The 12355-nt window shown below is 31.3% G+C and carries 8 protein-coding genes; 2 read left to right on the top strand and 6 right to left on the bottom strand.

The features are described from left to right. Complete coding sequence (locus tag ES044_RS08285; RefSeq protein ID WP_147118998.1) at positions 1-2799, bottom strand: TonB-dependent receptor; 2799 nt, start codon at positions 2797-2799, stop codon at positions 1-3. A 324-nt stretch (positions 2800-3123) separates the two neighbouring features. On the opposite strand from ES044_RS08285, the gene ES044_RS08280 reads away from it, so the two are divergent. Both ES044_RS08280 and ES044_RS08275 read left to right on the top strand, forming a co-directional pair. After that, a complete protein-coding gene (locus tag ES044_RS08280; RefSeq protein WP_147118999.1) occupies positions 3124-4332 on the top strand; it encodes a porin in 1209 nt (402 codons plus the stop codon). A 73-nt stretch (positions 4333-4405) separates the two neighbouring features. Continuing rightward, complete coding sequence (locus ES044_RS08275) at positions 4406-6658, top strand: inorganic phosphate transporter (RefSeq protein WP_147119000.1); 2253 nt, start codon at positions 4406-4408, stop codon at positions 6656-6658. Between the two features lie 91 nt (positions 6659-6749). Here ES044_RS08275 and ES044_RS08270 read toward each other — a convergent pair whose 3' ends face one another. From ES044_RS08270 to ES044_RS08250, 5 genes are all read right to left on the bottom strand, one after another. Further along, on the bottom strand, positions 6750-8948 hold the full coding sequence (locus tag ES044_RS08270) for a patatin-like phospholipase family protein (RefSeq protein WP_147119001.1): 2199 nt from the start codon (positions 8946-8948) through the stop codon (positions 6750-6752). Beyond that, a complete protein-coding gene (gene uvrC, locus ES044_RS08265) occupies positions 8938-10743 on the bottom strand; it encodes an excinuclease ABC subunit UvrC (RefSeq protein ID WP_147119002.1) in 1806 nt (601 codons plus the stop codon). The genes ES044_RS08270 and uvrC overlap by 11 nt, the downstream gene beginning before the upstream one ends. A gap of 30 nt (positions 10744-10773) precedes the next feature. Then, positions 10774-11379, bottom strand: a complete 606-nt coding sequence (locus ES044_RS08260) for a DUF4230 domain-containing protein (RefSeq protein ID WP_147119003.1) — start codon at positions 11377-11379, stop codon at positions 10774-10776. A gap of 137 nt (positions 11380-11516) precedes the next feature. Further along, positions 11517-12134, bottom strand: a complete 618-nt coding sequence (locus tag ES044_RS08255; RefSeq protein WP_147119004.1) for a lipoprotein signal peptidase — start codon at positions 12132-12134, stop codon at positions 11517-11519. 117 nt (positions 12135-12251) lie between these two features. Further along, positions 12252-12355 (bottom strand): transposase (locus ES044_RS08250; protein WP_147118358.1); only part of this gene is annotated, 104 nt, incomplete at its 5' end.

Raw genomic sequence — 12355 nt, 5'->3', positions numbered from 1 at the left:
TTAAAATTTATAATTGAAGCCGATGCTTATGGTTCTTCCTATTTGATATTCTGATAAAATTACATCTCCCAAAGAAGTGTTTTCTCTTAATCTTGTAATATTAGGATCTAATAGGTTTCTAGCATTTAGATTAATTTCTATGTTCTCGCCTATTTGATTTTTAAACACAAAATCTAAAGTTGATACAGATTTTTCTATAATATTGCCTAATTGACCTGCGCCTAAAGCATCTATTCTATCAGAAAAGTAAGAAAACACTATAGATGCTATTGGTTTATAGTTTTCAAATTTTGTTGGACTATATGTAAGATTTGCATTTAATAAAATTGGTGATGCACCTTGAAGTTGGTCTGAAGCTCTATTAAAGTTTGCACTAAACAATCCGTTTACATCTTTTAAATCTTGTTTGGTGTGCATGTAGGTAAAATTAAAACCTGCGGATAATTGCGTTTCATCATCATCATTGGTAATGAAATTTTTTCTGCCTTCAAACTCAACGCCAAGAACAGTTGCTTTGTCTCCTGTTCTAAAATAACGCTGTGTACCTGTTGCATCATTTGCAATAACGAGGTTTATAGGATTGTTAATTTGCTTACCAAAAGTACTTAACGATAAGATTTCTCCTCTAGATAAAAACCATTCATATTTTAAATCTAAATTAAATACTTCTGAAAAAGATGGGTCGTTTAACAAATCTGGGTTACCACCAACTCTTTGACTTACCGCCTCATAAACAAACGGAGCTACTTCTTTAAATTCTGGTACAGAAACGGTTTTACTAAATGTAAAACGTAAATTTTGATTATCGTTTAAAGCATATTTAATATTTAAACTTGGTAAAATAAATGTTTCATTTGCTTGTCTAAATTTAGGATCATTTGGGTTGATGTTGATCACATCATAATTAATCTGTTGGCTAAAAGCTTCTACACGAACTCCAGGGACAATCGATAATTTTTCGCTCGCTAAAAGCACCGCAGAAATAAAACCTGCATGTATCTCTAACTCGCCATTATAAGTATTTTCATTAGCTCCAGGAAAATTTGTTGTTCCGTATCTGCCCGGTGCAATAGAATTAAAAACCTCAGTATTGTAAACTGTTCCAAAATTTTCAACGTTAAAAACAGCATCTAAATTATTAGGATCTGCAACCTGCAATCTTGGAGTGTTAAAATCGTACCCATAACGTATGTTCTCAAAATCACGTTTTTTAATCCTTCCGTTATACCCATAATTCAAAGTAAACGTCTCTGAAATAGTATGTTCTAAATTTATTCGGCTATTTAATTCCTCATCGATAATTTTTTGAAAATATCTTTGATTATCAAATACCGTATTGCTGAAAAAAGAAGCATTGGTGTTTGGATCTGAATCTAATGCATATTGATAATTTTCTAAACTTATTCTTTTTCTGTCTGGCTCGTGTGCAAAAACATTATTGTAACCTACACCCCAAGTAAGTTTATAAGTAGGATCTTCTTTACCATAATCATAAAAATTATGTTCTCCTGTAAGCTGATTTACAAAAATTAAATCTTGATTAAACTGAACGTTCATCTGATAAAAGCCTCTGTCTGTATCTAAAATAGCATCTCTATTTTGACCCAAACCTTTTACACCATAATAACCAACTTGATCAGAAGAGCTATTAAAAAACATCGTGGTATACTTTACTTTATGATTGTTATTAATTTTATAAATAGCATTACCCATTACCGTGCTTGCTGTAGAATATTCAAATTCTTGAGCATTTGGATAGCGTACTTTATAAACATTTGTAAAATCTACAACAGGTCCTTCTCTGTATTCGTATCCGTTTTGAAAAGAGGCTGTACCAAATAAACTTAAACGAGAATCATCTTTAAAATTAAAAGATTTACCACCACTTAAACCAATAGCTATATTTACAGGAGTACCCCCATTTTCGGGATCTACACCATGAGAAAGAACAACAGCAAAAGGATTGTGCGCATATCTTCTATAAAAGCCTAATTGCCCAGAACCTTGCGTTTTTCTAAAATCCTTATCGGCAGCTCTTGTGTTCACTCCAGAACCAACAGATACATCAAAGAAAGAATCTCCTTTGTATTCTTTAGAAGTTATATCGATGTTACCCGCAGCAAAATCTCCATAAAATTCTGGCGAATATGCTTTACTAATAGAAACACTTTGTATTACATCTGACGGAAATAAAGTTAAATCTATATTCTTTTTATTTACATCATTAGAAGGTAAAGACAAACCATTCATAGTTGTATTTAAATATCGATCTCCTAAACCACGAACATATACATTATTAGAGCCCTCTTGTTTAGAAACACCTGATATTTTAGTAACCGCACCAGCGGCATCACTAACCCCTTGTTTCGCTAATTCTACAGAGCCAATACTCTCCTTAATCACTGTAGCCTTTTTTTGTTCTAATAAAAGTGCGTTTGCAGTATTTTTAGTTGTTGTGGTGGTTATAATGATATCATCTAAAGCAACACCTTCTTCAGCAGACAATAATTGATTAATTGTAACCGTTTCTCCCGATTTAATAGTGAATGCTTTCTCCACACTTTTATATCCTAAAAAGCTAAAAACAACAATATGTCTTCCGGCAGGCACTTGTATCGAATACAAACCATCAAAATCTGTAGTTGTACCTGTTGTTGTGCCTTTAATAATTACATTCGCAAAAGGCAAAGATTCATTATTGGTTTCTTTATCCGTTAAGAACCCTTTTAAAGTACCTTTATCTTGAGCCGTTAGTAACTGACTCAAAAATAATATAGTGATCAATAGAATTTTCTTCATTTTTAAAACATAATTTTTACGCTACAAAAGTATATCTACATCTGTAAACTGAACGTTAGCTTTAAATTATGGTTGGGTTACAGAAACATTAACTAAAAGTAAAATCGAAAAATTTGTTAACCATTTCTTAATTTAAGTTAAACATTAAATTTAAGTTCGGGTTGCATCTTTGTAGTAATCTTTAAAGAGCTTGTCATTATAATTATATTAGTTTTTGTCGACTATGTTATATGACTTACTGCCTTTGGCCAAGGCAGTTTTTTTATCTTTTAATGTTGCATTAACATTATTGTTGGTTCTTTGCGTTGACAAAAACTAATAATAATGAAATTATCTACGCTGCAAAAAGTAGTAATACTCTTGTGCACATGCGTTTTCTTGAGCTCGCAAGCACAAGAAACGAACACTCCAAAATTCGGAAAAGGTCTTTTCAATTTAGTAGGTGAAGACAGCACTTGGGTCATGAAAATAGGTTTAAGGTTTCAAACTTTGGCAATTTCGCAGTGGGATCATCAGAATGGTTTATCGAACCCCGAAACATCCATGCTAATTAGACGGTCTCGTTTAAAGTTTGATGGTTTTGCATTTTCTCCTAAATTAAAATACAAACTAGAACTAGGATTATCTAATAGAGATCAATCTGGCGCTTCAGAATTTACGCACAACTCTCCTAGATACATTATGGATGCTGTTTTAAAATGGAACTTTTCTGGAGAATTTGTCTTGTGGTTCGGACAAACAAAATTACCAGGCAATAGAGAACGTGTTATTTCTTCTGGAGATTTACAAATGGTAGACCGATCTTTACTAAATAGTAGATTTAATATCGATCGAGATATTGGAATACAATTAAGACATAAAACAAACATTACCGACTCTTTTATAATGAAAGAAATTTTTTCAATTTCTCAAGGAGAAGGAAGGAATGTTACCAGAGGAAACAAGGGAGGACATCAATTTACAAGTAGAATAGAATTTCTTCCCTTCGGAAACTTTAAAAACAAAGGCGATTATAGAGGAAGCGATTTAAAATTTGAAGACAGTTCTAAACTGTCTTTTGCTTTTGGATATGACATTAATAAAAACGCTGTAAGAACCAGAAGTAATATGGGTGCTTATATGACTACTGATCTTGGTTTTTATGCAACCGATATTTCTACTGTGTTTATAGATGCCATGTTTAAGCGAAAAGGATTTTCATTGATGGCAGAATACGCCAACAGAGAGGCAGATGATGCTATTGCTAAAAATTCTGATGGAACTTTAACAGGAGCTGTAGTGCAAGTTGGTACTGGCTTAAATTTACAAACAGGATACTTGATCTCTAAAACTGTTGAAATCTCTGCACGTTACACCAATATTTCTCTGAATAAAAATATTACAGGAAAAGGTTCAGAAAATCAATATACTTTGGGTTTATCTAAATATATTGCAGGTCACAAATTAAAATTTCAGACAGATATAAGTTACACAGCTATTGGTTTTAACTCAAACCAATTAATGTATAGATTACAAGTAGATATTCATTTTTAATATAAATTAAATAACATAAGCATAACATTCACAATTTATTGTGTTTGTAAATTTGCAAACTAAATTCAAAACAATGGGAGATCCATATATTTTAATGCTTGTTGCTTTAGCTGTTTTAGCGATTGTAGACTTGGTTGTAGGTGTAAGTAATGATGCCGTAAATTTCTTGAATTCAGCAATTGGCTCTAAAGCAATTTCTGTTAAAAACATTATGATTATTGCTAGTTTAGGTGTGTTTTTTGGAGCCATTACTTCTAGTGGAATGATGGAGGTAGCCCGTAAAGGTATTTTTAATCCTAATATGTTTATGTTTCAAGACATTATGTTCATTTTTATGGCCGTAATGATTACTGATATTCTACTTTTAGATATTTTTAATTCTTTAGGCATGCCAACATCAACCACAGTTTCTATTGTATTTGAATTGTTAGGTGCGGCTGTTTGTATCTCTTTAATAAAAATATCTGCAAATAATGACCATTCAATCTCCGATATCTGGAACTATATTAATCATAAAAAAGCGCTAGAAATTATTAATGGAATATTACTTTCTGTAGTGGTAGCTTTTTCTGTTGGTGCTATGGTTCAATTTTTATCAAGATTAATCTATACTTTTAATTTTAATAAGAGACCTATTTATATAAATGCATTGTTTGGCGGCTTTGCGATAACGGCCATTACTTACTTTATATTTATTAAGGGTATGAAAGGAACTCCTTTCTACGATGATATTAAGTTCTTAATTGAAGGAAATTCACTTTCCATAATAGCGGGTAGTTTTGTTGTTTGGTCAATTATTTCTCAACTATTAATACAATTCTTTAAAGTAAATATTTTGAAGTTAATTATTGGGGTTGGTACATTTTCTCTAGCCATGGCCTTTTCAGGAAACGACTTGGTAAACTTTGTTGGCGTGCCAATAGCAGCTTGGAATTCTTACCAAGCATGGGAGGTTTCTGGCGTAAATGCAGATGCTTTTTCTATGGGTATTTTAGCAGAAAAAGTACCCTCTAATGTGTGGTTACTATTAGCTGCAGGTACTATAATGGTTATTACTTTATGGACTTCTAGTAAAGCTCAAAACGTTATAAAAACAGGGATTGACTTATCTCGCCAAGGAGAAGGGCATGAAAAATTTCAGCCAAATCCCTTATCAAGAGTTGTTGTAAGGTTAGCAATGAGCATCAATACTGGTATTAGCTATATTGTTCCAAAATCAACTTTATCTCTTATCGATTCTAAATTTCAAAAACCAAAAATTGAAATAAATAAAGATAAAAGCTATGAATTACCTGCTTTTGACTTGGTAAGAGCTTCTGTAAATTTAATTGTTGCTGGTATTTTAATTTCAGTTGCAACCTCTATGAAGTTACCTTTATCTACAACATACGTTACTTTTATGGTTGCCATGGGTACTTCTTTAGCAGATAGAGCTTGGGGCCGTGAAAGTGCTGTTTACAGAGTTGCGGGTGTACTTAATGTTATTGGGGGTTGGTTTTTAACAGCTATCACAGCATTTTTAGCCGCTGCTTTAGTAGCGTACTTAATTAGTTGGGATATGGTTATGATTCCTGTTTTGTTAGCAGTTGTTGCCATTTTAATAACTAGAAATACTTTAATCGTTAGAAACAAATCTAAAGAAGTTAAAAAAAGAGAATATATTGAAAGAGCCGAATTAATAACCATAAACGGTGTTATTGAGGAAAGTGCAGATCATATATCAGAAGTTGCAACTCGTGTAAATAAATTATATACCAATGTTGTAAATGATTTATCGAATCATGATTTGAATAAACTTCGTAAAACAGATAAGCACGTAGCTAAATTAAATGATGAAATTGATGGTTTAAAAGACGGTGTTTTCTATTTTATAAAATCTTTAGATGAAACCTCTGTGCAAGCAAGTAGGTTTTATATTATGGTTTTAGGCTATTTACAAGACGTAGCACAATCTATTAGTTACATCTCTAGAGCAAGTTACAAACACGTAAATAACAATCATAAAAACTTAAAGAAGGCACAGTTAAACGATCTAAAACAGATCAATGAAGAATTAACTGAACTTTTAATAAAAGTAGCACAAACTTTTGAAAAAAGAACCTTTGATAATTTAGGTGATATTTTATTCGAAAAACAAGAATTGATAAAAAACGTATCTTCCTCAATTGAAAAACAAGTTGCAAGAATAAGAACGGATGAAACCAGTCCTAAAAACACCACTTTATACTTTAGCCTATTGCTAGAAACTAAAGACTTAATTTCTGCTCTAATGAATCTTTTAAACACCTATGAAGAGTTTTATTTAAGCACAAAACAAGTAAAATAAAGAAAGGTTGTAGCTTATATGATGCTTAAATAAGCGCTATAAAAATTATTTAAAACGGAAACCAGTGAACTTCTTTTCACTGGTTTTTTTATTAAAACCAAAAGCCTAAATTAAACAACCAGTAATTTTGCTTGGTGTCTGGAGACCAACTATATTTTAATTCAATAGGACCAATTAAAGAATCATAACTGTAGCCTAAAGCATAACCCGATTTAATGTTTTTAAAAATCTCTATATCTTTAAAAACATTGTCATCTAAACGACCATAATTCGCAATAGCGGTGGCGTAATGTTTGTCATAAAAACGGTATCTTAAATTGAATTCTGACTTTACAAAAGAGTCGTTAGATAAATCTGCAAATTCATATCCATAGAAAGAAACAAATGTGTTTATAAAGTTTTGATTATACCCCCCAACATAAAAATCAAAAACGTCTGATGTAGGATTGTTAAACGTAAAACCAGCCTCGTTGGTGTTTTGAAACGTTAACCTATCACCAAAAGTAGTTGCAAAGCCCAAAGTGCCTTTGGCTTGAGAAAATGATCTAAAATTGTTATTAAAATCAGATGATGCCGTATACCATTTAAAGTTTAAATCGGCAAAATATCCTTTTGTTACAAAATATTTTTTATCATAAGTGTCTAACCTTAAATACCCATAGAGGCTATAGTAATTACTATCGTCTAATATCGTTTCATTATTATTGGTTGTAATTGTTGCTGTTTTGGCACTTATGTATTTATGTTCTACGCCAAGGCCCAGTGCAAATTTTCTATTAAATGTAGTTTGTACAAATAATTGGTTGGTAATATCGGTGTAATTTAAGTTGATGTTTGTAACATTAGGAACTTGAGATGCTACTAAATTAAACTTTGCATTGTCTCTAAAATGATCGTATCGCGACCTAAAACCGTAGCTAATATAAAAACCATTATCTACAAAATAGCTTAAATTATACCGTAAATTATCTCCTAAAACGACATCTAAAGCCAATAGATCGTTCTTATTTAAAAGGTTCTTCTGCTTGTAACTTGCCAACACACCAGATTTGTATAATAAATCATAATGTGCACCCAAGCTAAGTGTCGCATTTTCTTTCGTCTCTTTTAAAGTAAAAGTTAATTGATAAGAAGCATCCTTTTGCTTTTTTAAACTATAAACAATGCGCTCATAATTTTTAGTGGCAGATAATAAATTAATTCTTCTAGAAATCTCTTCCCTATAAACACTATCTCCTTCTTTAATCTTTAATTTACCCAGCACAAAAGCTCGTGTATACTCTTTGGCTCCAATAATATTGATATCTGAAATATATCTTTTCTTTCTATTTATTATAATTGGTTTTCGCTCTTTTTTAATAATTTGCTTTGTTGCTATTTCTCTAAAAATTTTTTTAAAATTTTTTACCTCCTGCTCGCCTTTGTTAATAATCTCATTTTTTCTATCAAAATCTACCACGCTATATTCAAAAATATCAGGATGAATGTAGACATCTAATTTTAATTTTTCTTGCTTTGTTTTCGCATACATTTTATAGCTTACAATCTGGTTTAAAATAGCTATCGCCGAAGTTAATTTTTCTTTTTCGTATAACCTTCCTTCTACATCAACCCCAATTACAATATCCATATCTTTAGATTTCATAACGCTTACAGGAAAATTATTGGCAATACCACCATCTACTAAAAGTTTATCTTCTAAAATAACAGGATTTAATAATGTAGGAAAAGAACCACTTGCTCTTAACGCTAGCGGTAAAGAGCCTTTTTCTAGTAATACTGCACCGCCATTCTCTACATCGGTTGCAATACAAAAAAAAGGAATTGGTAGTTTAGAAAAATCGGTTACATCTTCTGTACTATCTAATAGTTCAAAAAGCAGATTCAAAATATTTTGTCCTTTAGAAACGGCTCTTGGCAAACCCAAAGAACCCTTTGTTACCGGTAACGTTATTTTTGTCTTTTCTCCGTATTCCTTTTCAAAAAAAGTAGAAGTACTTCTTGGTAGCTCATCTCTTAACAAAGAAATAAAGTCTATTTTTTGAACAATTTCTTCTATCTCTAAACCAGAATAGCCAACTGCATACAGCGCACCAACAATTGCGCCCATACTTGTACCACCAATATAATCTAACTGAACACCTGCTTTATCAATCTCTTTTAAAACAGCAATATGGGCAAAGCCTTTTGCCCCACCACCACTTAAAACCAAACCCACTTTAGGTTGTTTTTGTTGCGAAAAAACAAGCATAGGAACTATAAAAATTAAAAGAAATATTTTATTTTTCATTTTCTTTTTTTGGGTGATAAAACTGATATATTTTCATGGCTCTCGCATTTCCTATTTCTTCTTTTATCTCATTAAAAGTAGCTTCTTTTACACGCTTTGCCGATTTAAATTTACGCAATAAAGTTGTAATAGTCTGTTTACCAACACTAGGAATTTGTTCTAACTCTGATTGTATAGCACCTTTACTACGTTTATTTCTGTGAAAAGTAATACCAAATCTGTGTGCCTCGTTTCTTAAATACTGCGTAATTTTTAAAGTTTCAGATTTTTTGTCAAGATACAACGGTATTGGATCATCTGGATAATAAATTTCTTCCAAACGTTTTGCAATGCCGATTATCGCAATTTTACCCCGTAGCCCTAAAACTTCTAAACTTTTTAATCCTGATGATAATTGTCCTTTTCCACCATCCACAATAATTAGCTGTGGCAAAGATGAACCTTCTTCTAACAGACGTTTATACCTTCTATACACAACCTCTTCCATCGAGGCAAAATCATCGGGCCCGTTTACGGTTTTTATATTATAATGTCTGTATTCTTTTTTACTAGGTTTCCCATCTCTAAAAACCACACAGGCCGCCACCGGGTTTGTACCTTGTATGTTCGAGTTGTCAAAACATTCTATATGTCTTGGCTCTTCATGCAAACGCAAATCTTTCTTCATTTGCGCCATAATTCTTTTTACATGTCTTTCTGGATCAACAATTTGTGTTTGCTTAAACTGTTCCATTCTATAATATTTAGCATTTCTTTCAGAAAGCTCTACAATACGCTTTTTATCTCCTAGTACAGGCACCGTTACTTTTACACTTTCGCCAATATTTACTTTAAAAGGCACATAAATTTCTGGTGATTGTGAGTTAAAACGTTGTCTTATTTCAACAATAAAAAGCTCTAATAATTCTTTATCAGTTTCATCTAATTTTTTCTTAATTTCTGTGGTATTTGATTGAATAATTGATCCGTTAGAAATCTTTAAAAAATTTGCATATCCGTGTGTTTCATCAGAAATTAAAGAAAAAACATCTACATTGTTTATAGACGGATTTATAATAGTACTTTTTGATTGATAATTGCCTAATAAAACTAATTTTTCTTTAATTTTTTGCGCTTCTTCAAACTCCATCTCCTCTGCAAAATGCAACATCATTTCCTGAAACTTCTCTAAACTTTCTTTAAAGTTTCCTTTTACAATGTTTCTAATTTCTTTGATAGATTCGTTATACTGCGTCTCGGTTTCAAAACTTTCACAAGCTCCTTTACAGTTTTTTAAATGATACTCTAAACAGACTTTATACTTGCCTTCATTTATATTTTGATGGCTTAAATCGTAGCTACAAGTTCTAATAGCATATAGTTCCTTTATTAAATCTAATAAAATTCTTACCGTTTTAATCGAAGTATAAGGGCCAAAATATTCAGAGCCATCTTTGATAACTCTACGCGTCATAAAAATTCTAGGAAACCGTTCTTTTTTAATACAAATCCAAGGATATGTTTTATCATCTTTTAAGAGAACATTATAGCGTGGCTTGTACTTTTTAATTAAGTTATTTTCTAATAAAAGTGCATCTGTTTCTGTATTAACAACGATGTGTTTTATGTTGACAATCTTTTTTACAAGAACTCTCGTCTTGCCATTTTCATGAGTTTTAGTGAAGTAAGAATTTACTCTTTTTTTTAAATTTTTTGCTTTACCAATATATATAATAACATCGTCTTTATCAAAATATTGATAAACACCAGGTTCATTTGGTAAGGTTTTTATTTGAAGTTCTAAAGGTGCAGACATAATAAAAAATACTTCTTTTTGTGTGATAAATTAATCTAGTTTGCCGACAAATTCTGTGAAAAAACTTGAATTTGTATTGTCTACAACTTCCCAACCATAGAGCGCCGAGAGTTGATAAATTTTAGATATTTCTTCTAAAAGTCGTGTTTTTGCATCTTTTTTTAAGGTTGTTAACGCAACAGTTTGCTTAATTTTATCGATGCTTTTTTTGTTAATTTTATTTAAGTCTTCTTTAGAAAAAGTATTAAACTGACTTTGTTGTAAATCGAAATATTTTACATCTGGAGCAATGGTAATTTCTTCTTTAGGAATTTTATTAATATAAATTTTCTTTGCGACAGAATCTGCTCGAAGTTCTAATTTAGATAGATCATAACCCACCTCTACTTTTGCATTTACAGTAACAATGGCTTGTTTATCAAAAGAGACATAATCGTAAAAGTATTTTTTAGAATCAGAAAAATTATAAACTTCAGAAAAACTTCCGCTAGCAACGACCAATTTGCTCATGTTTTTAACGGCATTTAAAACTACATTAATTTCTTCTTTCGGTTGCTCGTTTTCTTCCTTTTGATACCAAAATTTAGCTATAAAGAAACCAACAAAAAAAACGAGAATATATCTAGAAATACGCATTACAAAGAGCTTAAGTTTTACAATAAAAACACAAGTTAGTGAAAAATAAAAGCTATTTTATGGTAAACACACAGATTTCATACACAGGCGTCTTACATTTTTTGCAAAGCTCTATTTAATCTCTTTAAAACAATCAACTATTGCTCCACTACTTTTTCTTCTTTTGGGAAAGCCTGTTTGCTAAAAACAAAAAGTAAAGCAACCCCAATGCTTATAAAAGAATCTGCGGGATTAAAAATATATTGGAAAAAAGTAAAAGGATCACCGCCAATAAAAGGAATCCAACTAGGCAAATCTCCACTCCAAATAGGAAAATAAAACATGTCTACAACCTTGCCAAAAAACAATTTTCCATCTGTACTTTCAGGAAATAAGGTTGCTAATCTATTGGAAGGATGATCAAAAATAACGCCGTAAAATACAGAATCTATGATATTGCCCACAGCACCAGAGAAAATTAGAGAAATTCCGATAATCACTGCGTTATGCACTTTGCGTTTTATGTTACCTATTAACCAAAACATAAGTGCCGTTACTGCAACCAGTCTAAATAGTGTTAAAAAAAGTTTACCTCCTTTTCCACCAAACTCAAAACCCATTGCCATGCCGTTATTTTCTGTAAAATGGATTTTAAACCAATCAAAAATAACAACCTCTTCGCCCGAAACAAAATTTGTTTTCACGTAAACTTTTATAACTTGATCTAAAATAATTGCAATTATAATTGTTAAAATAGCAAGATTTTTCTTTGACATTTATTTGAATTTAAAATCACAAAAATAGCATTATTATTGTGTTTATTTAGTGCTTAAAAAAATATTAGCCCTTAAAGAAGTTATTAAAATTTCTGGTTCTTCGCCAAAAGTTATGGATTAGTGATTCCCTAAGAAATATATCATATTACAAAAATTATCAATATTCCTGAAACCTCTAGCTCTAGATCGTGCTAATTGCATGACACTATTTAATCCTTCCG

This window comes from Polaribacter sp. IC066, assembly GCF_007997085.1.
Classification (GTDB): Bacteria; Bacteroidota; Bacteroidia; order Flavobacteriales; family Flavobacteriaceae; genus Polaribacter.
The sequence above is the reverse complement of the archived record's forward strand: the minus strand, read 5'-3'. Positions and strand labels throughout refer to the sequence as shown.

Excerpts from the sequence above, each read along its gene's own strand:
- ES044_RS08275 (WP_147119000.1), top strand. The coding sequence starts at position 4,406 with ATGGGAGATCCATATATTTTAATGCTTGTTGCTTTAGCTGTTTTAGCG.
- ES044_RS08255 (WP_147119004.1), bottom strand. The coding sequence starts at position 12,134 with ATGTCAAAGAAAAATCTTGCTATTTTAACAATTATAATTGCAATTATT.
- uvrC (WP_147119002.1), bottom strand. The coding sequence starts at position 10,743 with ATGTCTGCACCTTTAGAACTTCAAATAAAAACCTTACCAAATGAACCT.
- ES044_RS08260 (WP_147119003.1), bottom strand. The coding sequence starts at position 11,379 with ATGCGTATTTCTAGATATATTCTCGTTTTTTTTGTTGGTTTCTTTATA.
- ES044_RS08280 (WP_147118999.1), top strand. The coding sequence starts at position 3,124 with ATGAAATTATCTACGCTGCAAAAAGTAGTAATACTCTTGTGCACATGC.
- ES044_RS08285 (WP_147118998.1), bottom strand. The coding sequence starts at position 2,799 with ATGAAGAAAATTCTATTGATCACTATATTATTTTTGAGTCAGTTACTA.
- ES044_RS08270 (WP_147119001.1), bottom strand. The coding sequence starts at position 8,948 with ATGAAAAATAAAATATTTCTTTTAATTTTTATAGTTCCTATGCTTGTT.